We start from the raw sequence: 25,103 nt of genomic DNA, 5'->3' as shown, positions 1-25,103 counted from the left end.
TTTAAATTCTTCTAGTAGTTGATTGGAGGGCGAGACGAAGACTCCTGGGGGAAAAGCGGAATAGATGAGACCCCGCAGGAGCGCAAGCGACGAGGAGGCTCAGCGGCCGCCCGCGAAAAGCGAAGTCTTGCACGGAAATCAACTACGGTGTCATAAGCCGTTTAGCTCATGTATCCCATTTGTTCGTCTTTAGATGGGATTCATTTAGTATATCCTAAACTCCCCCCTTCATTTTCATTGAATCAGGTTCACTATTTCAATTTGAAAAACGTTATACGTAAAACGTTTTCATAAAAGATGTTTTTATGTTAAATTAAAAATTGTAAATAATCAAACTATTTTTTAACTTTTATATGAATTATGTACGTTTTGTTATCAACCAATAGGGAAGAAAAAATAGGGGGAAGAGAAATATGGCGTTTATGCAATGTGATTTTTTTTCAGAAGTATTGCAAATAAGTACTTCAATGAACGTTTTGATACCGCAGCAAACAAAATCTCAAATTGGTTTACAAACCAATACAAGAAGTGAGAAACATCCTACGCTCTATTTATTACACGGTCTTTCTGATGATCATACGATATGGATGAGAAGAACTTCGATTGAACGCTACGCATCAGAATTAGGACTTGCAGTTGTAATGCCAAATGTAGATCGCAGCTTTTATAGAGATATGGCTTATGGAAAGAAGTATTGGACGTTTGTAACAGAAGAACTTCCTCACTTGGCTAGATCATTCTTTCCGTTATCGGAAAAAAGAGAAGATAATTTTGTAGCTGGCCTTTCTATGGGAGGGTACGGGGCTTTAAAATGGGCGTTTCGCAAACCACATCAATTTTCTGCAGCTGCCAGTTTATCAGGAGTGATGGACGTTGAAGGGCTTGGAGGGCGAGGAGAAGTTCAGTTCTTAGATTATCCTTTGATTTTTGGCATGCCCCCTGTTATTAGACCTGAGGACGATCTTTTCTGGCTGCTTGAAAATCGCCGGCGCTATGGAGAAGTGACTCCGCGTATTTATCAATGCTGTGGAACGGAAGATTTTTTATATCAGGAAAATAAACGTTTTTCCGAGCGTTGTAAGCAAGAGCCTATTTGTTTTACATATGAAGAAGGAAAAGGAAGTCACGACTGGGCATATTGGGATCAAAAAATTCAAGATGTGTTAAAGTGGCTGTTTAGTGAAAAGCAGGGAAGGTAGTTTTTCAGTGGTGCCGGCTTCTAGTAGTATAATAAAGAAAAATGTTTACTTGGTCGATAGACTAAAAGGAAATGGGAGTCAGTACGAATGGGGAGAAAAAAAGTCACGATTACAGAAGTAGCAAAAGAAGCGGGTGTTTCATTAGCTACGGTATCAAGAATCTTCAATAATAAAGAAGGTAAAATTAAAATTAGTGAAACAACTAAACAAAAAGTACTAAAAGCAGCAGCTCATTTGGGGTATCAGACGAATCCATTTGCGGCAGCTCTTCGGGCCCAAAAAACAGGGATTATCGGGATATTAATTAGAGATTTAAAAGATCCGTTTCTAATTGAACTATTAAAAAAGGTACAGCAACAAGTCCAAAGTCGAGGGATGGACGTTCTTATTGGACACACGGATTACGAAGAAACAACGGCTGAGCGTCAATTAAATGTTATGATGAACCATTGGTTTGATGGGGTCATTTTATTAGACTATGTAGCTGCTCAGCATCCGTTTGTAGATGTATTAAAACAATATCAAACGCCTTACGTTTCTCTTACAGGAGACGCCTCTTCTGCACTTTGGCCGATTGTACATGTAGATGATGCGGTGGGAATGCAGTTAGCTGTTGCTCACTTAACGGACCTTGGTCATAAGAATATAGGGTTCGTTGGAAAAGCTGTAAGCGGAGTCGAGCACCGTCTGTCTCTTTTTTATCAGTATGTACCGTCAGCAAACGCAATGTTTGTGAAAGAAGATATGAATAACTCAGATGAACTATATCAGTTTATAAATGAGCTAGCTCATCATCCAGAGCCTCCAACTGCGCTTATTTGTGCTACGGATTACATCGCTCTGAAAGTGATACACTGTGCGTGGCAAAACGGGCTTCACGTTCCAGCAGATTTGTCTGTTATAGGGTTTGATGATATTACAGAAGCTAGTGAAGCGCATCCTCCACTAACAACTATCCATCAACCGATGGAAAAAATGGCTGAAAAAGCAGTAAACCTCTTACTTCAGCAAATTCAGGATCAGCAAGAAATAGATCAGATACAGTATAAAATGGCACCTGTATTAGTAGAGCGTGAGACCACAAAACGTATGAATTGATAAGGAATGTATATACTATTCCTGAAAGTGTGAGACAAAAAGTCCACACTTTTTTGCATTAACCATTGCGTCCACTTCCCTCTTTCTTATACACTGTATGCTGTAGGGGAAAAAACCAAGCTTTAATATGTTTGGAGCGATTTGATGACACAACAAAAATTAGATAAATATGAAATTATGGACGTTAGCTTACTAGCAGGTAAAATTATGTTAGAAAGCGGAGCAGAAACGTATCGAGTAGAAGATACAATGATGCGGATTGCAGCGTCTTACGGTATAAAAAAATCCCACAGCTATGTGACGCCAACAGGGATTATGTTTTCACTTGAAACGAAAGAACCGACGAAAACGAAGTTAATTCGTATTTCCGAACGAACGACGGATTTAAAAAAAGTAACCATGGTAAATAGCGTCTCAAGAACAATCAGTCAAGGAAACATTTCCTTGGAGGAAGCGTATGAAATGCTACAAGAAATTGAAGCAACCAACGTAGCTTTTCCACTATGGGTTCAACTTGCAGCTGCATCCATTTCTAGCGGATGCTTTTTAATCATGTTTCAAGGTTTATGGACGGACTTTATTCCAGCTATGTTTTCAGGAGGTCTCGGATTTTTAACCGTGGTGTATTTCCACCGTCTTATTCCGATTCGCTTTTTTGCTGAGTTTACCGCTTCGTTAGTTATTGGACTTTTATCAGCTCTTTTAGTCGCTTCAGGACTAGGCACGCAAATTGATAAAATTATTATTGGGTCCGTTATGCCACTCGTTCCTGGCTTATCCATTACCAATGCAGTGCGAGATTTAATGGCGGGACATTTACTGTCTGGATTATCAAAAGGAGCAGAAGCGTTTCTGACGGCATTCGCTATCGGTGCAGGTATTGCCATTGTATTTACGCTTCTATAGAAGGGAGGCATCATATGCATATCGTAGAGCAGATAATTACAAGTTTTATTGCTTCAGCAGCATTTGGGATCATCTTTAATGTTCCACGTGAATCATTATTAAAAAGTGGCTTTGTCGGAATGATTGGCTGGCTCATTTACTATTTGCTAACGTTCTATGGCGTAGATGAAATTCCAAGCACAGTTGCATCGGCCTTCTTTATTGCTATTATTAGTCAAATTTACGCAAAAATTTATCGAACGCCGATCATTATTTTTACCGTAGCAGGTATTATTCCGCTAGTTCCGGGAGGAACAGCATACGATGCCATGCGTAACTTTGTAGAAAATAACTATAATGAAGCGATTAGTCTTGCAGCAAAAGCCTTTATGATTTCAGGTTCAATTGCCATTGGTATTGTGTTTTCTGAAGTCATCAACCAAATCATTCGTCAGTCTAAATTAAATGCCAAAGCAAAATATCGACCGTAGAGAAGCAAGCTCAAATCAGAGCGTGCTTTTTTTATGAGAAAAATAAAGAGATCCTTCACTTTTTTGTCACAAGAAAGTCACGTTTTAGTCTAAAAACGTTCAAAAAATGTACGTGCATAGCTAAAAAAATAGACTATACTATGTAAATAGAAAGAGAGATATTACATATGTATGTGAAACATTGAGCATATCTCTCGAATTATTATGCTCAATGTTTCACAATGTAAGTAAAAGATGCTCAGAAATGAGCAAAGTATCTATGGAAATGATGAATGTTCTTATATATGAAAGGAGAAAAAAGATGGATACAGTTATACTATCACGTATTCAATTTGCATCAACGACGCTGTTTCATTTTATCTTTGTACCGCTATCTATCGGCCTTGTCTTTTTAGTAGCGATCATGGAAACGATGTACGTAGTAAAAAAAGATGAACAGTATAAAAAGATGGCAAAGTTTTGGGGGCACTTATTCCTGATTAACTTTGCTGTCGGAGTCGTAACAGGTATTTTACAAGAATTTCAGTTTGGCATGAACTGGTCAGAGTACTCAAGGTTTGTAGGAGATGTATTCGGTGCGCCGCTTGCTATTGAAGCACTGCTCGCGTTTTTTATGGAGTCCACTTTCCTTGGACTGTGGATTTTCGGGTGGGATCGTTTGCCTAAATGGCTGCACTGTCTATGTATTTGGCTTGTTAGTCTAGGTACTATTTTTTCGGCGTTCTTTATTTTAACGGCTAATTCTTTTATGCAGCATCCGGTTGGAATGGAGCTAAATAATGGCCGTTTAGAAATGAATGACTTCTTTAAATTGTTAACAAACGGTCAGCTGTGGGTTGAATTCCCTCATACCATTTTAGGTTCGTTTGCAACAGGCGCCTTTTTTATCACGGGTGTCAGTGCCATTATGCTCTTGAAGAAAAAACATTTGGCTTTTGCCAAAAAATCATTTCAAGTTGCCATTATTGTAGGGTTAGTTTCAGGCGTAGGAATTGCGTTATCTGGTCATGAACAGGCTGGATACTTAGTTAAAACACAGCCGATGAAAATGGCCGCAAGTGAAGGATTATGGGAAAACAGCGGAAGTCCAGGCGCTTGGACGGTGACAGCAAATATTCACCCCGATGAAAAGAAAAATACGGGGGAAATCAAAATACCTTATTTATTAAGCTTCTTATCATACGGGAAATTTTCAGGTTCCGTTCCTGGGATGAACGAGCTGCAGGAGCAGTATACGGCGAAATATGGAGAAGGAAATTATATTCCACCCGTTCGGACAACATTTTGGAGTTTCCGCATTATGGCTGGTCTAGGTGGCGTATTATGTGCATTAGGCATTTGGGGCACGTACTTGCTTTCTCGTAAAAAACTTCAAGAAAGCAAACTATTTTTACGTATTATGACGATTGCCATTGCCTTTCCGTTCCTTGGAAGCTCAGCAGGTTGGATTATGACAGAGATTGGCCGCCAGCCTTGGGTTGTATTTGGCTATATGAAAACGGAAGATGCCGTGTCTCCTGGTGTAACAGCAGGTGAATTGCTGTTTTCTATTATCTCGTTTTCGTTCTTTTATTTAATTTTAGCTGTGATTATGGTGTTCTTGTTTGTTAAAGAAATTAAAAAAGGTCCAGATCATGATCACGAAGCACATACAAAAGTAGTATCAACTGATCCATTTACAAAGGAGGGATACAATGTTTTCTCTTAATGAATTCTGGTATTTACTAGTATCCATTCTGTTTGTTGGTTTTATCTTTTTAGAAGGCTTTGATTTTGGGATTGGAATGGTGTCTCGTTTTTTAGGAAGAAACGACTTAGAGCGACGAGCTTTTATTAATACAATCGGTCCTTTTTGGGATGCAAATGAAGTTTGGCTAATTTCAGCAATCGGTGCTATGTTTGCCGCTTTTCCAAACTGGTATGCAACGCTATTAAGCGGGTCATATGTTCTTTTTGTTCTTCTTTTGCTTTCGCTTATTGGCCGCGGTGTAGCATTTGAATTTCGAGGGAAAGTTGAAAAACAAGCGTGGAAAAATGCATGGGATTGGGTTATCTTCTTTGGAAGTCTTTTTCCACCGCTCATTTTTGGTATCTTATTTTCAGCGCTAATGAAAGGACTGCCTGTTGAGCGCAACATGCAAATGAATGCGGGCTTTTCGGATATTGTTAATCTATATACCATCACAGGCGGCGTTACGTTAACAATGCTTTGCTTATGGCACGGACTTATTTTTGCCACGATCCGTACGATGGACGATATTAGAGATCGTTCACGGAAAGTCGCTATGAAGCTTTTGCCTATAAATGCCTTATTACTTCTTATCTTTTCAGGCATGACGTTTTTTGAAACAGATATATTCAGTAATCATAGCCGCTTGATGCTATATACATTTTTCATCGGTATTTTCGTGTATTTACTAGCAGGATTTTTCCTTACACGTAAAAAAGATGGATGGGCATTTGCTATGTCTGGCTTAATTTTAATTTTATCAATTTCCTCTATATTTGTAGGATTGTTTCCAACCGTTTTGGTTAGTTCAATCAATGAAAGCTATAGTTTAACGATTCATAATGCAGCATCAGGGAATTATTCCTTAAAAATTATGTCTTACGCTGCTATTGCATTACTGCCTTTTGTGTTAGGTTATCAAATTTGGAGCTACTACGTTTTCAGAAAACGTGTAGATCATAAGGAGCATATGGAGTATTAATGGGTAGAAATTTAATGGTTTACAACGGAATAAAAATGGTTCTTGCCATGTTAATAGGGCTTATTACTATTCAAAGTGTAGCCATTATTTTTCAAGCTAAGTGGCTCGCCGAAGTAATTACCGCTCTTTTTCATGGTGAAAGTTTAACTTCGCAGACAAAAGCAATCGGATTGTTTTTGTCTGCCTTTATGATTCGTCAGATCGTAAGTTTTATAGTAAAAAAAACAGCATATCAATTTGGAGTCAAAACGACGCAGGAACTTCGTTTGATAGTCATGCAAAGCATTTTTTCATTAGGACCGCGTTTTACCAAAGATGAAGGAACAGGAAACTTGGTGACGCTCATCACCACAGGCCTACAGAAGCTTCGCGCTTATCTCGAGCTGTTTTTGCCTAAATTGGCCGCCATTAGCGTTACACCTTGGCTAGTGCTTGCTTTCGTCTGGTACCATGATCGGCTTTCAGGCATTATTTTACTTGTGACCATGCCAATTTTAATTTTATTTATGATTTTGCTTGGATTGGCTGCACAAAAAAAAATAGATAGCCAATGGGAGACATATCACGTGTTGTCCAACCACTTTGTAGATTCGCTTCGAGGGTTAGAAACTTTAACATTTCTCGGGAAAAGTAAGAAACATGCTGAAACGATTGAAAGAGTCAGTGACCGTTATCGAAAAGCGACAATGGGAACGCTCCGAATTGCTTTTTTATCTACGTTTGCTTTAGATTTCTTTACGATGTTATCTGTAGCCATCGTGGCTGTTATGCTTGGTTTGCGGCTCATAAACGGGTCTATGACATTAGAGCCTGCACTTATGATTTTATTGCTGGCGCCTGAATATTTCCTGCCGATACGAGAAGTCGGAAATGATTACCATGCAACATTAGATGGAAAAGAATCCGGAGATGCATTAGTTAAGATTGTGAAGCAGGCTGAAAAATCGCCGGCTAAAAAAGAAGATGTTCCTAGTTGGACTGAAAACAGTGAACTTCAATTAAGGCATATCACTGTAAAATATGACGAAGAGCATCCACCTTCTCTTGAAGATGTGTCACTGCATGTTAAAGGAATGAAGAAAATTGGAATCATCGGAAAAAGCGGAGCTGGAAAATCGACGCTTATTGATATACTAAGCGGCTTTGTACAATCTACAGAAGGCTCTGCTGAAGTAAACGGCGTGCCAATTGATTTACGCTCAGATGCTTGGCAAAAGCAGATTACGTATATCCCTCAGCACCCATTTATTTTTAATGGAACAGTAAAAGAAAATATTGAATTTTATCAAGACAGAGGCGGCTCATATGATTATGAAGATGCTTTAACGAAAGCAGGACTTTTATCAACGGTTCAACAGATGCCTAAGAAGGAAAATGAAATGATAGGGGATGGGGGACGACAGCTTAGCGGCGGCCAAGCTCAAAGGATTGCTCTAACAAGGGCATTTCTAAGCGACCGTCCTATTATTATGCTTGATGAACCAACGGCACAAGTCGATATTGAAACGGAATATGAATTAAAGCAAGATATTTTAACGATGTTCCAGGATAAGTTATTTATTTTAGCTACGCACCGTCTGCATTGGATGAAAGACATGGATCTCATTGTTGTAATAGAGGACGGAAAGGTTGCAGAAATCGGTAATCATCAAGAACTGATTCAAAAAAAAGGAGCTTACTATCAATTTTTACATGAAGAGGAGGAGATATGATGAAATATAAAAGTTGGATATGGCACTACTTTAAAACATATAAATATCGTATCTTTTCTATCTTATTACTAAGCATGTTAACGATTGGTTCTGCTTGCGCGCTAATGTTCACGTCAGGTTATTTGATTTCAGCTTCTTCCTTACGGCCAGAAACGATTTTATTGGTGTATGTTCCAATTGTACTTGTGCGTACATTTGGTTTAAGCCGAGCCGCTTTCCGTTATGCGGAGCGTCTTGTCAGTCACGATTTTATTCTTCGCATTTTAGCTAAAATGCGTACACGTCTTTATCATTTGATTGAACCGTTAATTGCTACATCTCGCTATCAAACAGGAGATGTTTTAGGCGTTCTCGCGGAAGATATTGAAAGTTTACAAGACTTGTTCTTGCGTACCATTCTTCCAACAATTTCAGCTGTTATTTTATACGTTATTTCGATTGTAGCTTTAGGATTCTTTAGCCTAAAGTTTGCATGTTTGCTTGCCATCTATTTATTTTTATTAGTAGTAGTGATGCCGCTTTTTTCCCTTTGGCATATGAAGGCAGCCAATCAGCGATATAAATCAAGCAAAGCACAGTTATATGCCAAGGTCACAGACGGCTTTTTAGGAGTGGCTGATTGGGTGTTAAGCGGTCAGCAGCAATCATTTTTTCATTCGTATAACAAAACAGAAAATGAGTTAGACGGCATGGATCGCAAGCTTAAACTATGGACGTATTACCGAGAATTGTTTGGACAACTTATTGTAGCAGGTTTAATTGTCACAATGATTTGGTTTGGGGCTTCTCTTTTTGCAGATAAAGAGCTTGCAGGTGTGTTTATTGCTGCTTTTATTTTAGTAGTATTTCCTTTATCTGAAGCGCTGCTGCCAGTATCTAATGCGGTAGAAAAGATTCCTCAGTTTGAAGAATCATTAAATAGAGTACAGACAATGGAAAAGAACTGGGAAGCTGTGAACGAAAAGAAAAAACATACTCTTTCTCTACCTTATAAAGGTTCATGGAATTCGGTTAGATTAAAAGTTGAGCATGTAAGCTTTCGCTATAGTAATGAGGAGAAGTCAGTCATTCATGATCTTTCATTTCAAGTCGAGCAAGGGAAAAAAATTGCGATTCTTGGCAAGAGTGGAGCTGGAAAATCGACTCTATTAAAGTTGCTGCAAGGCTCCTTAGTACCTACAGAAGGTACAGTTCAGCTAAACGGTCAGTCTGTTGCTGAAGTTCGTGAAGATGTACCAAAACTCATCTCTGTATTAAATCAAAATCCTTATTTATTTAATACAAGCGTAGCCAACAATTTATTACTAGCTAATGAAGAGGCCACAAAAGAAGGAGTAATTGAGGTCATGAAGCAAGTGAATATGCACTCCCTTGTGGAAGGTTTGCACCAAGGATATCAAACGCCGATGCTTGAAACAGGTCAGCGCTTCTCAGGAGGTGAACGTCAGCGGATTGCGTTAGCACGTGTTCTGCTTCAGCATACGCCAATTGTTATGCTAGATGAGCCAACTGCAGGGTTGGATGCTATGACTGAAAAGCGCTTGTTATCCACTATCTTTGAAACTCTTCAAGACAAAACCTTAATATGGGTTACGCATAATTTAGTTGGGATGGAAAAAATGGATGAAATCTTATTTTTGCAAGATGGTAAGATAGCTATTCGAGGAACGCATGACGAATTGCTTGCGACGAACAGTCACTATCAAAAGCTATATGAATTGGATCATCCGGCAAAAAGCCTTTAGCAGAAGCTAAAGGCTTTTTATTATTTGATCATAAAGTGAAATTCGACAAACACGAGTAAAATATGTGTCGAATGAAAGAAAATAGCTTGGATTCAAAGAAAAGAGTATGCGTTTAGCATTTTTGAAAAAGTGGTAAAACAAGGTAGTGTTTGTTTCTTCCTGTATAACATCGGTTTATTTTAGGGAAAATATATACACATTATGCGAACGAGAGAAGGAAGATACAATGGAACCTATGCTTATACATATCACGCTCGTAGTGGGACTAGGAGTTCTATCTCAGTGGCTGGCTTGGAGATTTAAGTTACCAGCAATTGTCGTGATGTCAATTATCGGACTGCTAACAGGCCCTATTTTAGGTTTAATTGATCCTAAAGCACAGTTTGCCCAGCTTTTTGATCCTTTTGTGTCGATTGCTGTAGCTGTTATTTTATTTGAAGGCAGCTTGAATTTAGACATGAGAGAGGTAAGGGGAATCGAAAAGCCCGTGTTTCGCATTGTGACGCTCGGAGCCATGCTAGCTTGGATTTTAGGCTCTTTAGCTGCTCATTATATAGCAGATTTATCATGGGCAGTGGCAATTGTTATCGGAGGGCTTTTTATTGTAACGGGTCCAACCGTGATTTTACCTCTTTTACGACAAGCTAAATTAAAACCAAAACCAGCAGCGATTTTAAAATGGGAAGGTATTATTGTTGATCCATTTGGTGCACTGCTGGCCGTTTTTTCGTTTGAAATTGTTCAATTTTTAGTGCTGAGAGAAGTGAGTGGAAAAACAATTCTCTTTTTCTTTGCAGCTTCTATTATTGCTGTTTTAATAGGATGGCTTCTTGGCCGCGGAATAGGATGGATGTTTCAAAAGGGGCATATTCCAGAGTATTTAAAATCCCCGGTCGTATTTATTGTCGTTATTGCCTGTTTTACGATAGCTGATGAAATTAAGCATGAAACAGGTCTTCTAGCAGTAACAGCGATGGGGATTACCCTTGCTAATATGCATATTTCATCTATTAGTGATATGCGACATTTTAAAGAGAACATTTCAGTTCTATTGACTTCTACTATTTTTATCATGTTAACGGCTGGACTGACGATGAAGACCATTACTGAAATTTTTCATTGGAATATCATTTTGTTTGTTTTACTTATGCTTTTTATTGTCAGACCTGTCTCCATCTTTTTATCAACGGTAGGGACAGATTTATCTATAAAAGAAAAAATACTGATTGGCTGGATTGCCCCGCGTGGAATTGTAGCGTTAACGGTCTCAAGCTACTTTGCGAAAGTACTAATTGATGAAGGATTTAAAGATGCTTCCATTCTAACAACGCTGACATTTGCTTTAGTGTTTGCTACGGTTTGTGCACACGGTTTTTCCCTTTCATGGCTAGCTAAGAAGCTTGATTTATCAATTGGAGAAGAACCTGGTATTTTGCTTGTAGGAAGCAATGATTTTACGGTTGCCTTTGCTTCTAAGTTAGAGCAGCTGGGCTATCCAGTGTTAGTTGCTGATTCTTCGTGGGAGCGGTTAAGAGTTGCGCGCAGAGCGGAAGTAGATGTGTATCACGGAGAAGTTCTAGCTGAGCAAACGGAATATCATCTAGATTTAACTCCTTATGAATACGTGATTGCTGCAACTGAGTTAGATGCATATAATGCACTTGTTTGTACTGCTTTTCTTCAAGATATGGGACGGAACAATGTTTTTCAATTGAGTATTCGTGATCAAGAAGATTCAAGAGAAGATGTCGATGAAATTATGCACACTGTAAGAGGACGCATGCTCTTTAAGAAAGGAATTACGTGGGAGTTTCTGCATCATAAAATGGAGCACGGATATACGATTTACAATACAAAAATTACGGATGAATATACGTATGAAACATATCTTGAGGAGAAAAGCGATGATTCTCTTTTACTAGCAGTAAGCAAGCAAGGAAAGGCATTGAGTTTTTTTGCTCATGATCAAGAAATAAACGTTAATGCGGGTGATACGGTGTTAAGCCTTCAGCCATTAAAAAGATAAAAAAACAGGCCTTCAATGGCCTGTTTTTTTTATGCTTGTCTTTGTTTAAAATGAATGACGAACAGATAAGCAGCAGCAGCTGCAAAATAGATGGTAACGGCTGGTGCGGTGAAGACATGCCCAGCTACAAAAGCAATTCCAAGAGCTAATACAATTGCTGTACTATACATCATAAAGCTTTCATCAAGAAGCTGTGACGGGTCTTTAAATAATCGAACCAATACAGTTAAACCAACTACTAGAAGTGGAAGAACCCATAGTAAAAATCCGATGATACCTAAAGAGAAAAACAGATCATAAAAATCCATTTCAATCATCTTTGGCGGAAGCTGTTTTGTATAGTCACCAGAAAAGCCCATACCTATCATTTTTCTTGCAATAGGTGCTTTTGCATACTCTTCCTTATGATGAGCTAAAAATTGCTCACGGCTGCTTAGAATCAGATTTTGAATATCTTTGTCATCTAAATTTGATTCCTTTTGCTTTTTCTTTTTAGCCGGCTTTTCTTTTTCTTTCTTTTCCGGCTTTTCTTGTTTTGTTTTCTCTTTTTTAGCCTCTAACATATCGATGTGCGTATATGTGTTTTTATAAGCTGGAGAAATCGGAGTGGTTGCTCCTGTTACAATTAAAAGCAGAATTGAGATTACTAAGTTGGCTTTAATTAAGCTGCGTTTATTCGTAAATAATTTTGCAAATAAGACAACTGTTGCTACAACTAAAGAAAGAATAACGGCACCTAAGCCTACTTTCGTTCCAAGCATGATGGACGAAACAGCTAACAAGATAAAAGGAATCCAGTAATAAGCTTTTGAAAACGAACGTACTTTATCTAAAGCTAAAAGCAGTGTGAGAGGAAGCAAAATAGCAATGGTTGCTCCTAGCTCATTCGCTGCATAAAACCAGCCTTTGAATCCGATTTTATTATACTGATAACTCTCTAGTGCTGTACCTGTTAGCATTGTACCAATAAAAACAATACTGATGATGAGTGAAGCAGTCAATAAGTTTTTGCTCAGTATTCTTTTTACATCCACAGACGATCGATAATGTGAAAACATCACAATCATTCCAAGTAAGGTAACGTTCATATAAACAACCTTATTGAAAAATTTAATTTCTTGCCCAATATAATAAGGATCTTTCCATTGATGATTTAAGTAGATATTGAGTCCAAGAAAGAGTGCAAAAACAATAAGGTAGATAATCGAATATCTAGCCCATTTTGATTGTTTGGCAAACACTAAAAGTAGGACACCCGCAAAAATCATATATAGAAAGCGAATAACAACCCCAATTGAGAGACCACTATCCATGTTCAAAACCATGTACGTCGTTAGCATATCAATAATTGGCTGAATTGAAATAAAACCAACGAACAGAAAAAATAACCAGTATGTGTTCTTCATATAGTACTCTCCTGTTTTACGTGAATTAACGTTTTCTTTTAACTAAAAGCATAACACCTTCTACTCTGCATAATAGCGTCGACATTAAGTATACTAAACCACCTGCAAGACAGACAATACCAAATCGTAAGATAACATGTAATGAATTCAAAAATGCGATGTCCTTCAAGAAGAACATGAGGATAGCAACAGGTACGGAAGCTAAAAGAATTTTTCCTGTTTCTTTCACTAGATATCCGTAATGGAAGTGATTGATTTGTTTTGCCAGCATAACGAATACGATGGCGGTGTAGAAAAAGGCAACCACTGACATGGAAAGTGCTAATCCTTGGTATCCCATAAATTTAGTAAAAATCATGTTAAAGATGATATTTAACACAATAGATAATAAGCCTGCTCTCATAATAAGATAACCTTTTTGAAGAGAATAAAATCCTTTTGCAAGAACAGCTTGCAGCGAATAGAAAAACACTGAACCTAGGTAATAATAAGATACATCCGTTGTTTTTAAAGTTGAATTTGCGTCAAATGCACCGCGCTGATAAGCAATCATTACAATGTCTTTCATATAAAAGATCATAATAACAATCGTTGGAATCAGCAGCATCAGCATAAACGTAATCCCTTTTTCAATTCCTGATTTAAAGCGTTCTTCATCTTTTTCAGAAATGGCTCTTGCAATCAGTGGATAAATAATGGTTGCGACCGTAACCCCGAATATTGCCTGGGGAATACTTACAAGTCTGAAGGCGTAATTTAAGTATGAAATAACACCTTCACCAAAGGAGCCAGCAAAGAAGAAGTTTACAGTTAAATTAATTTGACCGACCATAATGGTCACACCGACAGGGATGAATACTTTATAAAAAGCCACTACTTCATCACGGTCAATTTTTTGCTTCCATAACAGCAGATGCTGCGGTTTAAAATAGACAACTTTAATTAAGAAAGAAGCAATTGTTCCTACAAAATAGCCAAGAGCAATTGCATAGCCGCCCATGATTGAATGTAATAGGATTGTACTTAAAATCGTAAATAGTACAACAACCGTCTGAGAAAACACGGAGAAAGAATATTGGCTTCGTGCATCAAATACACCTTCGTATACGGCATTCACTCCAACTAGTGAAAGAGATAAAAAGTACATAACGCCCGTATAAATTCCTAGTTCAATTGCTGCTTTGGAAAAATTAGAGTACGAAGCGGGAAAGTAAAAGAAAGCAGCAATTGATCCGAGAACCGAAATAATGAAACAAATAAGAAAGGTTGATTTAACAATATTAGTCAAATGAACCTTTCCTTTATTTTCTTTTTCATAGCGTAAATAACTAGGAATAAATGCATCCTTCATCCCCGTTAACATAAATAAAATAAAAGCGTTTGGAATAATCATTGCTGCGTTGTATGAATCGACGATATAACTTGTACCGAAATAGTTAGCAATAACTAAATCACGAATCATACTAGAAAATTTCAAAAATAATGTTGATATGAGCAGTAAAATGCTCGCGAATTTTAAGTTTTTCATGCGAAACTCCTACCTTTTCAAGTTATCTCATCAACTATTAGCAATAAAGAAGCATCCAACAATTAAAAGAATACAGCCGATAACTTGTTTTGTTGTAACTTTTTCTTTAATTAAAAAGTAACCGAATGTTAATGTCCAAATATACGTAATAGACGTGAGCGGAAATACAATAGAATAAGGTAACAGCGTTAAAACATACACATTAAGCAGAGCTGCCGCCCCGTAAAAAAGGCCGCCACCCACAAAGCAAATAACCGCTAGCTTTATCTTTTTTTCATTTAAATACGTAGAAATATACTTGAAAAAGACAGCTCCAACTGAACCTAAAAGGGTCATAATAAGTAAAAGCGGGATACTATTCATCTTGGCCACCTACTAAAATTACACCTACGATAATAATAAGAGTACCGACCAGCTTCATAGGGCTAATGGTTTCATTTAATAGAAAGAAACCAAGAGCAATGCTGATTACGTATCCTAGGCTTAAAAATGGATGAAGTAAGGAAACTCTTTCAAATTTAAAAGCGGCAATCATAAAAACCGCTCCTAATCCATAAAGAAAAAAACCAATAATTAAATTTAAGTTAAATGAAGCTTCGGACAACTTCCAAAAAAGTTGTCCAACAGCTGTAAACAGGGAAGCCACGATAATGAGTGTGATTCCTAGCTTTTTGTTGTAATTGCTCTCCATCAGGAGGTCACATCCTTTTCTTTCTGATCAAATCGGATAAAAGGAAGACCAATAAAGAAGAAAGACACAAATACGCTTGCTAATAAATATCGAAAATCTTGAGCCGGCAATGCCGCAAGAACAGAAAGCGTGTTAAGAGCCCAAGGAATGACGATAATAAGTGACGTAATTCCTCTTCGAATCACTAGCATTAATGAAAATAATAAAATGACACAGTGATAAAAAGCTGGTTTCCATAAGAATGTAAAAACAGGGTGCTTAAAAATAGCTAAGTAAGCATTGGCAGTATGCGTAATAAACGGCTCAATTACTTTATTTTTAAGACCTAAATCATTGCCGTAATAAATGTTCGTTACATACGTATCTGTGTAGCCATCTTTAAAAGGATTGATTTGCCATACTAAAGCTGTTTGTTTGAGAAAGCCTTCCGTTGCTAGATAAGGATTTTTGATAACAATGCTAGCATAATTCTTAAAGTAAAGACCTAAATCATTAAAAATAAACTTGCGGTCGTAGTATTTCCAAGTGAATTTAATAGGATCGCTTTTATATGGATTGTACTTTTCTTTCCACAATTCAATAGGGAGCACTTTATTAAAATATTCACGCTCTTCTTTTGACATCTGCCCATCATTTGAAATGATGTTTGCAATTTGTTGAGTTGGAATAGACAAAGCTTCATTTGGATCCGAAGGCTGTACATCAAGCCACGTGAACACAGGGCCTGTAACAATCTTTTGTAAAATAAAAATAACTAAGAAAATCGTGACAAGAGGTTTCCAATTTTTTCTGAATAAGACGATCATTAAAAGGAAAGTCAAAATAAATACAGGAAAACCATTATGTCTAAAGAAAGCTACTCCAAATGCGGAAAGTAAAAGTAAGAAAAAGCTTGCTTTGCTTTTAATCCAAGCACCTTTTGATAAATAGATTTTTGCAATATTCACTGTAAAAAACAGCAGAAAAGCACTGTATAAAATATCTTTCCAAATAATAATTGAAAAGATTAAAAAGCTTGGAATAATGACAATAATAGCTGTTAAAAGTCCAATCATAACAGGATGTGCTTTGCGTTTAATGAAAAAGTCAAACGTATAGGCGTATATGCTTACTACAACAACAATTTGCGTGAACGCTACAATTCCTGGGTTATCCCATATTTTTGTCAGCAGCATAATCAGCCACGTAATCATAATAGGGTGCCAATCGTTAAATTCTCCGTTATGTGCCTGTCTCCACTGTGCTAATGAATCGGGAGTCATGGCCGCTGGGAAAAAGGCGAACCAGTAATATAGACTAACAGCTAAAATAAGAATCGTAACAATTCCTAGGTAACGCTTTGGGTGTGCAAATGTATAGTGAAAATCGTTTATTTGCTTGATAGCGCTGAGTACAGCGGCCGTCAGCAGCATTGCTAATAGAGTACGGCTGATGGCATATAAAACGAGTAAGAAAATAGTTGAGCTCGTCATATGTAAGTTATCTAAAAGTGAAAACTGTACGATAAACGAAAAAACAATCAGCAATAGCCATTCTAGCGGTTTAAATGAAGCATAAGCTCTATTTTTATAAATAAAAATAGAGCTTATGATGGTAAATACAAGTGCAGCAAAAAGGGAAAGATAGTGAACACCGTCTGGATTACCAATACTTAAACCGATAAGAATAATTAAAGCTGTTACTGTAAGCAGTAAAATACTTTTTTTATTCTTCATCATTGTTATTCTCCTACTTGTTCAATCTGTTCAATTTTTTTATTTAGTTCTAATTCATATTGCTTGCGGTTTAATGAAGCGATTGTATCTAGAATTAATCCACAGACGAAAGATAAAACACCTAACACCATCAATCCAGTTGCTAAGATAGATGACGGTACTTTGGTAATGAAGCCTGTATCAAAAAATTCATAAAGTACCGGAGCACCAACAGCTAATCCTGCGACAATAAATAACACTGTCCAAATGGAGAAGAACTGAAGCGGCTTGTACTCTTTAAATAACGTAAAAATCATTCGTAACACTTTAAATCCATCAGAGAACGTATTAAGTTTCGATTCGCTGCCTTCAGGTCGATCGCGATAATCGATCGCGATTTCTTTGAGACGGAAGCGTTTATCTAACGCGTGAAGGCTCATCTCTGTTTCAATTTCAAATCCCGGGCTCATCACAGGTATTGATTTTACAAATAATTTATCGTACGCACGATAACCTGTCATGATATCTTTAATGTTACTTTTGTACAGGCCATTAATTAAAGAACGTACCAAGTTGTTACCGAAATTATGGAAAGCACGTTTGTTTTCTTCGAGATACGTTCCGTTTGATAAACGATCTCCAATGACCATGTTAGCTTCTCGATTTCTAATAGGCTCAATTAATTGATGAACGAATTCTGCAGGATACGTGTCATCTCCATCTACCATGACATAACAATCTGCATCAATTTCTTGAAACATCGAACGTACAACATTTCCTTTTCCTTGCTTGAATTCTTTTTTGACGATTGCCCCGTGTTCAAGTGCAATTTCACTTGTGCGATCTTTTGAATTGTTATCGTACACATAAATATCTGCACTAGGCAGTTCGCGTTTGAAATCGTCAATTACTTTTCCAATTGTTACTTCCTCGTTATAACAAGGAATTAAAACTGCGACTTTCATTTTTCCACCTCATCAAAAAAAATTGTTGGGAGTTGTTCAGCAATTACATCTACTGTGTAGCGGTTTGCTGTTTGTAACGCCTGTTGAGACATTTGCTGTTTCACATCTTCAGGAAGATTAATAAAAGCCTGTAGCTGTGAAGCTAGTTCCTCTACATTTTTAGGCTCAAAGAATAGACCATTCTTTCCGTCTATAATGTAATCTTTTAGACCACCAATCTGACTCCCAATTACGGGTGCTCCGCAAGCCATAGCTTCGAGGCCGACTAAGCCCAAACTTTCTCCTTTTCTTACGGTCGGAAACACGAATGCTTCAATCGCATTATATACGTAAGCAAGAGAGGACTGAGGAAGGAGAGGGAAATGGATGACTTTTTCCTCTAGACCTAGAGTCTTGATCATTTCCTTAAAGGCCGCTTCATCTTTTCCGCTTCCAACGTATAGGTATTTGTAAGAAGTGGGCATTTGTTGTTCAGCTTTTGCAATTGCTTGCAGGTAGTATTCCCATCCTTTACCTACATCAATGCGGCTTACACATCCAAGATAACGGATAGTAGGGTCCAAGTTTAGTTCTTGATAAGCTTTGCTTTTATCTGCATAAGGGTGAAACAGATCTTTATTCACTCCTCCGCTTGGAAAAATATAAATTGGGTTATGAACCTTATATTTCTCTTCAACGAGCCCTTTATAATAAGGAGAAGGAGTAATAATTTTAGTGGAATGTTGCAATAAGTCATTTACTCTTGGCTGATACTTTTCCTGTGAAGGTACTTCAGGTACAACGTCTGAACCATGAACGTTTGTCACAATCCTCACATTCTTCTTTAGCTTTTTAAGAATCAGCAGCGGAAGAGCATTATGAGATGCATAATGTACGTAAAGGTAGTCGTAGTTTTTTGTCAAGCCCGTCAAGACGACATTAGCATAATGAGAAGCATAGCTAAAAAGCTTGCTTAATTTACTTGTCTTTTTTTGCATGACAATTTTATCAACTTGAATACCATGTTGAACTAAAATTTTTTCAGTGTTTTGAACAAATACACCATAGCTCGGGAATTGTTCCGAAGGATACATATTTGAAATCAACAAAATTTTCATGATTGTTTCACACCTATTTTTCTTTATTAGTTTATGATAATGACAACGGGTGTTCATTTAAATAGAGCTTACATGTATCGTCTTACTATTAAGTTGAGCGATTTCATTGATAAACATGCAAAAATGGGTTGCATATCGCCAACATCACAATATTATAGCACACCTACTTTTTAAAATGCGAAAGTTTATCGGACACTTCTAAAACGATAGATAAAGCAGTAAAGAAGATGATTTTCACATCATCATAATCACACGAAAAAAAAGCGAACGCTATTCGTTCGCTTTATGTTACTTATTTCACTTCAACGCTTACCCCAAAATGGTCGGAAACAACGGGATAATGTATGCCGTTAAACACCACAGTTGATGAATGAATATCCTGCGCATGACTCGATAGAATTAGATCAAGGCGCAGTGCCCGTTCATTATCATCCCATCCAGCAATGTTACCTTTAACTGTAATACCGCTGTCTTTTTTGTTCGATAGATTATACGTATCATAGAGGCCTTGGCTCAACAGGTAGTCGTAACCTTCATTTCGTCTATGAGCGTCATTATTAAAGTCTCCGAGTAGGAAAAATGGGTTATCTTTGTGTACATGAGCTAGCAGCGTATCAACTTGCTGCTTGAACGGCTCTTCCTCGTCATCCCACCAGCCAAGATGACAAGAATAAAACGTAAGAAGTTCTTTTTCATATTCGATTGTGGCTCCAACAATTCTTCTCGTTTTCCAATAGTCAATATTTGACGTTTGTGAAACAAAAAATGAATGCTCTTCAATAATCGGGTGTTTCGTTAAAATGGCAATTCCTTCTTCATACACTTCATAGCCTATATGAGATAAATCCCATACCAATTGATAGTCTTCACCTTGCTTACCCAGTTCTTTTGCTAAAAGCCAAGCGTAATTATCGCTGCGAATGTAGTCATATACATAAGGTGCGTCTACTTTTTGGCTTACTTCCTGTAAAGCAATGACATCATATTTTTCTTTTTTAATTACTTCAGCTAGACAAGATAACTTGTCTAGCTGATTTTCCTCTTGCCAAGAGTGGCAATTTAACGTTAATAGCTTCATTATGTTAAGCTCCTAACAAATCTTGAATGTCGGATTTCAAAACATCCGCTTTAGGTCCATAAATAGCTTGTACCCCTTTATCTTTCAAGATTAAACCAAGGGCTCCGTTTTGTTTCCACTCACTTTCTCCTGCAACGGCATGTATATCTTTTACCGTTACACGTAAGCGAGTCATACAAGCATCAACATCTTCAATATTGTTTTCTCCGCCAAGCAGTCCAATAATGACTGGTGCAAGCGAATCATTTTTCACCTTCTTGCTGCTTGTTGCAGTTGTTTCTTCATCAATATAGTTTCCGTTACGTCCCGGCGTTGGGAAGTTAAAACGTTTAATTAAGAAGTTTGCCACTCCAAAATTTAAGCCAAAGAATACAAGGCAGGCGATGACAAAGTTCATTAAGTCAGCCCATAGTCCGGCTTTGATAATCATTGGTGTACGTGTTAATAGTTCAATTACGCCAAATGAGTGTACGCGAACATGAACAATATCAACAATGGCAAAAGCCAGTCCCGTCATAATTGCATATACGACATATAAAAGAGGTGCTGCGAACATGAACATAAATTCGATCGGTTCTGTTACGCCTGTTAAGAAAACAGCTAGTCCAGCTGAAAGGAACATTGAACGATATTTTGAACGTTTGTCAGGATCTACGTTACGATACATTGCTAAAGCGATTCCAATTAGCGACGCACAAGACAAAATCATCTGTCCTACTTTAAAGCGTGCAGGTGTAACGTCATGTAATAACTGCTTGTAGCTTTCCATATCTCCTGCAGCGCGGAAGTTATTTAAATCTGCAATCCAAGCAAGCCATAAAGGATCTTGACCGGCCACCGTGGAACCTGCTCCAGAACCTGTTAAAATTTTGTACGTTCCGCCTAGCTCCGTGTAGTTCATAGGAACTGTCAGCATATGATGAAGACCAAATGGAAGAAGCAGGCGTTCTAATGCTCCGAAAATAAATGGTGCTAGAATAGGAGCTGTATCTCTAGATGTTGCAATCCACTGTCCGAAGCTGTTTAATGAACCTTGAATAAACGGCCATACAATGGATAAAAGCAGTGCCGTTACAACTGAACCACCGATGACCACAAATGGTACGAAGCGCTTGCCGTTAAAAAACGAAAGGGCTTCAGGCAATTTATCATAGTTATAATATTTATTGAATAAATTTGCGCCTAAAAAACCAGCGATAATTCCTACGAATACTCCCATGTTAAGAGCGGGAGATCCTAAAATAGATGTGAAGTAGTCTTTTACTACTAACTCTTGTCCAAACAGTGATTGAACCGTTGCTTTTGGATCTGAAAGCATTTCTGCTTGAACTCCGAAAATAGCTCCTGTAATTCGGTTAATAAGAACGAATGCAATAAGTGCAGCAAATGCACCTCCAGCACGTTCTTTAGCCCAAGACCCCCCGATAGCAACAGCGAACAAGATGTGAAGATTTGTAATGATACCCCAGCCTATATCTTCCATCACGCGTGCAATTGTTTGTACAGCAGTGATGTCTCCCCCAGTCATTGCAACTAGCTTTCCAAGTGAAATCATAATACCAGCTGCGGGCATAACCGCTACTACTACTAATAAAGCCTTACCGAATTTCTGCCAAAAATCAAATGAAAAGAACTTTTTCATAGTTTTTCCCCTTCCCCTATGTATGGGTTTTCATTTTATTTTTTGATAAACTATATTTCTAAGATAGTGCAACCGTTTGCATAACCTTATTGTAATAAAAGGGCTTTCATAATGCAAGACTGTAATTTCTCTTTTTTTGAAAAATTTATTCATAAATCATAAATGATGAAAAAAAATTTATGATAAAGTGAACGATATCAACGGTATTTTAACATGATGGAATGTAATCAAAGCATTCAAGTAATGGCATAAAGACAAGTGCAGAGGAGGATAATATGAAAAAAGAAGGGGTACAAGCGATTATTTTTGATTTAGACGGTGTTATTGCAGATACGGTACATTTATATTATAAAGCAAATAAAAAAGTAGCAGATCAACTTAACGTTTCATTTTCTGAAGAACTGAATCAGCAGCTGCAAGGGATCAGCCGAGTGAAAACTGTAGAGCTCATTGCTGCACAAGGCAACGTACGTCTCACAGTGGAAAAAAAAGAACAGCTTGCTGATGAAAAGAATAAGCATTATCAAGCATTAATAAAGGAAATGACAAAGAGTCACTTACTTCCAGGAATACAATTGTTGTTAGAGGATTGTAAAAAACAAGGTATTAAAATGGCGATTGCTTCTTCTAGTTCAAATGCAAATACTGTAATAGATTCGCTAGGAATACGTTCTTTTTTTGATTGCATTGTGGATGTGAGAAAAATAAAGAAGGGAAAACCAGATCCAGAAATATTTTTGACAGCTGCCGATCAATTACAAGTAAAACCCTATGCATGTGTGGCGATAGAAGACGGAGAGGCCGGTATAAAAGCTATTAATCAAACAGATATGGTTTCTATCGGCGTTGGTAAGCATCTGAAGGAAGAGGATGTGAATTTTCACGTATATTCAACAGCTGATTTGCATTTAAAGATGATCAAAGAGGTTTTCGAAAAAGCAAGAAAAGGAACAGATTATAACAGCGCGTATACAAAAAATTAGTAAATCTTTTACATGCAAGTAGCAAAGCGCAAAAAAACATATGCTAGAATAAAGTAAGAGAGCAAAGATACATAGGAAGGGGTACATCATGATTAAATGTATTGCGATCGATATGGATGGAACGTTAGTAAATAGTGAACAAGTTGTAAGTAAAGAAAATGCCCAAGCGATTAAGACAGCTCAAAAGGCAGGGGTGGAAGTTGTTGTTGCTACGGGACGTTCTTATGAAGAGGCCCGCTATGTTTTAGAAGAAGCAGGACTTCATACATATTTAATTTGTGCAAACGGAGCAGAGCTTCGGAATCCACAAGGGGAAAAACAATATTCAGTAGGCATGACGATGGAATCTATTCGCGAAGTAGAGGATATTTTTAAGAAGTTTCAGCTGTACTTTGAAGTCTATACAAGTGAAGGCACGTATTCAAATGACTATGAAAAAGCTTTGTCGGTATTAATGGATATTTATTTAAGCGCTAGCTTAAAAGATAATTATGAAAAATCGTTAGAAGCGGCAAAAGAGCGTTTCAATAGCGGCAGAGTAAAGCTTATTGAAGAGTATGAAGCGTTGTTTCAAGATCCAAACAAGGACATTTATAAGCTGCTTGCTTTCTCTTTTGACGAAGAAAAGTTAGAACAGGCAAAAATAGAACTTGTGAAGTTAGATTCGATTGCAGTCAGTGCATCTGGTAAAGAAAATATTGAAATAAATGATGAAAATGCTCAAAAAGGAATTGCAGTTACATCATTTGTTCAAGAACGCCATATTTCTTTAGAAGAAACGATGGCCATTGGAGATAATTATAATGATGTATCAATGTTTCAGAGAGTTGGACGTGCTGTAGCGATGGGAAATGCACCTCAAGAAATTAAAGAGTTTGCCCATATCGTAACAGGAACAAATGACGAGCACGGCGTAGCTCAAGCTATTTTAAATGCGCTTGAAACAGTTAAACAATAAGCAAACTAAAAAGCATGCCTTTAGGCATGCTTTTTAGTTTGTTACCTTTTCTTTTTTACGACGGTACGCACCGTGATTTGTTGGTCCAACGTATTGATTTAAAGCAAACGAATGACGAATTGCTTCTGTAATAAATTCTTTTGCTGTATAAATAGCTTGTTTAACGTCACTGCCTTTTGCCAATTCAGCAGCAATCGCAGCTGAGTATGTGCATCCAGCACCGTGCGTAAATGTCGTTTCAATACGTTCAGACTCTAAGATTTCAAACGTCTTTCCATCATAAAGTAAATCGATTGCTTTTTCGTGCTCTAATTTACTTCCGCCTTTAATCAATACATATTCGGCACCAAGTTCAGAAATTTTCACGGCCGCTTCTTTCATTTTATCGACCGTTTTGATAGGACCAAGTCCGCTTAATTGACTAGCTTCAAATAAATTAGGCGTTACCACTGTTGCTTTTGGAACTAGTACATCACGCAAGCTGACAGTTGTTTCAGGGTGAAGCGCTTCGTCTTCTCCTTTACATACCATCACAGGATCTACTACGACATTTTTTAGATCATATTCTTCAATTGTTTTTGCCGCTAGTTCAATAATTTCCACTGAGCCAAGCATACCTGTTTTGAGAGCTTGTACGCCTACGCCTTTTACAATTGTTTTTAACTGTTGTTCAACAGTTGAAACTTCTTGTGGAAATACGTTATGAGACCAGCTGTTATCGGGATCCATTGTTACAATTGTTGTTAAAGCTGTCATTCCGTAAACACCAAGTTCTTGGAATGTTTTTAAATCCGCTTGAATGCCAGCTCCGCCGCTGCTGTCAGAACCAGCAATGGTTAATGCTTTATTCATTGTCATAAAAAATCCTCCCGTATTTTAAGTTCATAGAGAAAATAGAGTAAAACTTCCACCGGTCGGGTTTTAGCTGCCCAATGTGTTTTAGATAAATTTCTTCCATTCACTTTTTCTTATATTTTATCGCTTTTAATGTAGATATTCAATTTCTAAAAACTGTATGAATCGTAAGTGTATACTTTTGTCTTAGCCTCTTTTACCTTATGGTACAAGCACTCTTTCTTTTCATGAATAAAATAAAGAGAAACTTAAGAAAGGGTGGTTCACATAAAAAAACATTCTAATCATGACAGTTATAAAGACGATTCGTATTCTTTCAATAAATCACAACCTCGCAAA

General features: G+C 37.4%; 22 protein-coding genes. 12 read left to right on the top strand and 10 right to left on the bottom strand.

The genetic code is table 11. From position 1 onward, the window contains the following. Positions 1–18: 18 nt before the first annotated feature. The 10 genes from ACFX4E_RS20085 to ACFX4E_RS20040 all read left to right on the top strand — a co-directional run bounded on the left by ACFX4E_RS20085 (position 19) and on the right by ACFX4E_RS20040 (position 11,867). Positions 19–156: a hypothetical protein gene (locus ACFX4E_RS20085; protein ID WP_180229530.1), complete on the top strand. Its 138-nt coding sequence runs from the start codon at positions 19–21 to the stop codon at positions 154–156. A gap of 257 nt (positions 157–413) precedes the next feature. Beyond that, positions 414–1,199: an alpha/beta hydrolase gene (locus ACFX4E_RS20080; protein ID WP_028409739.1), complete on the top strand. Its 786-nt coding sequence runs from the start codon at positions 414–416 to the stop codon at positions 1,197–1,199. Between the two features lie 87 nt (positions 1,200–1,286). After that, positions 1,287–2,297 carry a substrate-binding domain-containing protein gene (locus ACFX4E_RS20075; RefSeq protein ID WP_028409738.1) on the top strand — a complete coding sequence of 337 codons (1,011 nt, stop codon included), beginning with the start codon at positions 1,287–1,289 and terminating at the stop codon, positions 2,295–2,297. A 144-nt stretch (positions 2,298–2,441) separates the two neighbouring features. Beyond that, positions 2,442–3,203, top strand: coding sequence for a threonine/serine exporter family protein (locus ACFX4E_RS20070; protein WP_013085528.1), 762 nt, complete (start codon positions 2,442–2,444; stop codon positions 3,201–3,203). 14 nt (positions 3,204–3,217) lie between these two features. Beyond that, positions 3,218–3,673: a threonine/serine exporter family protein gene (locus ACFX4E_RS20065; RefSeq protein ID WP_013059882.1), complete on the top strand. Its 456-nt coding sequence runs from the start codon at positions 3,218–3,220 to the stop codon at positions 3,671–3,673. A 301-nt stretch (positions 3,674–3,974) separates the two neighbouring features. Beyond that, positions 3,975–5,381 (top strand): cytochrome ubiquinol oxidase subunit I, encoded by a 1,407-nt coding sequence (locus tag ACFX4E_RS20060; RefSeq protein WP_279620069.1) that lies wholly within the window; start codon positions 3,975–3,977, stop codon positions 5,379–5,381. Continuing rightward, positions 5,368–6,384: a cytochrome d ubiquinol oxidase subunit II gene (cydB, locus tag ACFX4E_RS20055; protein WP_098333893.1), complete on the top strand. Its 1,017-nt coding sequence runs from the start codon at positions 5,368–5,370 to the stop codon at positions 6,382–6,384. The genes ACFX4E_RS20060 and cydB overlap by 14 nt, the downstream gene beginning before the upstream one ends. Then, positions 6,384–8,096, top strand: coding sequence for a thiol reductant ABC exporter subunit CydD (cydD, locus tag ACFX4E_RS20050; protein WP_377238088.1), 1,713 nt, complete (start codon positions 6,384–6,386; stop codon positions 8,094–8,096). The genes cydB and cydD overlap by 1 nt, the downstream gene beginning before the upstream one ends. Then, positions 8,096–9,841 (top strand): thiol reductant ABC exporter subunit CydC, encoded by a 1,746-nt coding sequence (gene cydC, locus ACFX4E_RS20045; protein WP_377238087.1) that lies wholly within the window; start codon positions 8,096–8,098, stop codon positions 9,839–9,841. Before cydD ends, cydC begins: the two co-directional genes overlap by 1 nt. Positions 9,842–10,067: 226 nt before the next feature. Next, positions 10,068–11,867: a cation:proton antiporter gene (locus ACFX4E_RS20040; RefSeq protein WP_060745895.1), complete on the top strand. Its 1,800-nt coding sequence runs from the start codon at positions 10,068–10,070 to the stop codon at positions 11,865–11,867. A gap of 29 nt (positions 11,868–11,896) precedes the next feature. Here ACFX4E_RS20040 and ACFX4E_RS20035 read toward each other — a convergent pair whose 3' ends face one another. The 9 genes from ACFX4E_RS20035 to ACFX4E_RS19995 all read right to left on the bottom strand — a co-directional run bounded on the left by ACFX4E_RS20035 (position 11,897) and on the right by ACFX4E_RS19995 (position 21,968). Continuing rightward, positions 11,897–13,273, bottom strand: coding sequence for an O-antigen ligase family protein (locus ACFX4E_RS20035; RefSeq protein WP_098332536.1), 1,377 nt, complete (start codon positions 13,271–13,273; stop codon positions 11,897–11,899). Between the two features lie 25 nt (positions 13,274–13,298). Then, on the bottom strand, positions 13,299–14,801 hold the full coding sequence (murJ, locus tag ACFX4E_RS20030) for a murein biosynthesis integral membrane protein MurJ (protein WP_016765962.1): 1,503 nt from the start codon (positions 14,799–14,801) through the stop codon (positions 13,299–13,301). Positions 14,802–14,831: 30 nt separating this feature from the next. Next, positions 14,832–15,164, bottom strand: a complete 333-nt coding sequence (locus ACFX4E_RS20025) for an EamA family transporter (RefSeq protein WP_060745892.1) — start codon at positions 15,162–15,164, stop codon at positions 14,832–14,834. Continuing rightward, positions 15,157–15,492: an EamA family transporter gene (locus ACFX4E_RS20020; protein WP_013059873.1), complete on the bottom strand. Its 336-nt coding sequence runs from the start codon at positions 15,490–15,492 to the stop codon at positions 15,157–15,159. The genes ACFX4E_RS20025 and ACFX4E_RS20020 overlap by 8 nt, the downstream gene beginning before the upstream one ends. Beyond that, positions 15,492–17,210: a DUF6020 family protein gene (locus ACFX4E_RS20015; RefSeq protein ID WP_098526038.1), complete on the bottom strand. Its 1,719-nt coding sequence runs from the start codon at positions 17,208–17,210 to the stop codon at positions 15,492–15,494. The genes ACFX4E_RS20020 and ACFX4E_RS20015 overlap by 1 nt, the downstream gene beginning before the upstream one ends. A gap of 2 nt (positions 17,211–17,212) precedes the next feature. Next, positions 17,213–18,151, bottom strand: coding sequence for a glycosyltransferase family 2 protein (locus tag ACFX4E_RS20010; protein ID WP_013059871.1), 939 nt, complete (start codon positions 18,149–18,151; stop codon positions 17,213–17,215). After that, the gene (locus ACFX4E_RS20005) at positions 18,148–19,248 is read right to left on the bottom strand and encodes a glycosyltransferase family 4 protein (RefSeq protein WP_060745890.1); all 1,101 of its coding nucleotides are present in this window, start codon (positions 19,246–19,248) and stop codon (positions 18,148–18,150) included. The genes ACFX4E_RS20010 and ACFX4E_RS20005 overlap by 4 nt, the downstream gene beginning before the upstream one ends. 292 nt (positions 19,249–19,540) lie before the next feature. After that, positions 19,541–20,326 carry an endonuclease/exonuclease/phosphatase family protein gene (locus ACFX4E_RS20000; protein WP_060745889.1) on the bottom strand — a complete coding sequence of 262 codons (786 nt, stop codon included), beginning with the start codon at positions 20,324–20,326 and terminating at the stop codon, positions 19,541–19,543. Positions 20,327–20,330: 4 nt separating this feature from the next. Continuing rightward, positions 20,331–21,968, bottom strand: coding sequence for a PTS transporter subunit IIBC (locus tag ACFX4E_RS19995; RefSeq protein ID WP_060745888.1), 1,638 nt, complete (start codon positions 21,966–21,968; stop codon positions 20,331–20,333). Between the two features lie 275 nt (positions 21,969–22,243). Here ACFX4E_RS19995 and pgmB point away from each other — a divergent pair, with 275 nt between their 5' ends. Further along, positions 22,244–22,951 carry a beta-phosphoglucomutase gene (gene pgmB, locus ACFX4E_RS19990; RefSeq protein ID WP_098333899.1) on the top strand — a complete coding sequence of 236 codons (708 nt, stop codon included), beginning with the start codon at positions 22,244–22,246 and terminating at the stop codon, positions 22,949–22,951. 88 nt (positions 22,952–23,039) lie between these two features. Then, positions 23,040–23,909 carry a Cof-type HAD-IIB family hydrolase gene (locus ACFX4E_RS19985; RefSeq protein ID WP_014457719.1) on the top strand — a complete coding sequence of 290 codons (870 nt, stop codon included), beginning with the start codon at positions 23,040–23,042 and terminating at the stop codon, positions 23,907–23,909. Between the two features lie 33 nt (positions 23,910–23,942). On the opposite strand, the gene pdxK is transcribed toward ACFX4E_RS19985, so the two are convergent. Further along, positions 23,943–24,767 carry a pyridoxine/pyridoxal/pyridoxamine kinase gene (pdxK, locus tag ACFX4E_RS19980; protein WP_028409729.1) on the bottom strand — a complete coding sequence of 275 codons (825 nt, stop codon included), beginning with the start codon at positions 24,765–24,767 and terminating at the stop codon, positions 23,943–23,945. Positions 24,768–25,103 lie beyond the last annotated feature (336 nt).

The sequence above is a fragment of the Priestia sp. YIM B13491 genome, from assembly GCF_042787605.1.
Lineage (GTDB): Bacteria > Bacillota > Bacilli > Bacillales > Bacillaceae_H > Priestia > Priestia megaterium_E.
This window is presented reverse-complemented; position numbering and strand designations above follow the sequence as displayed.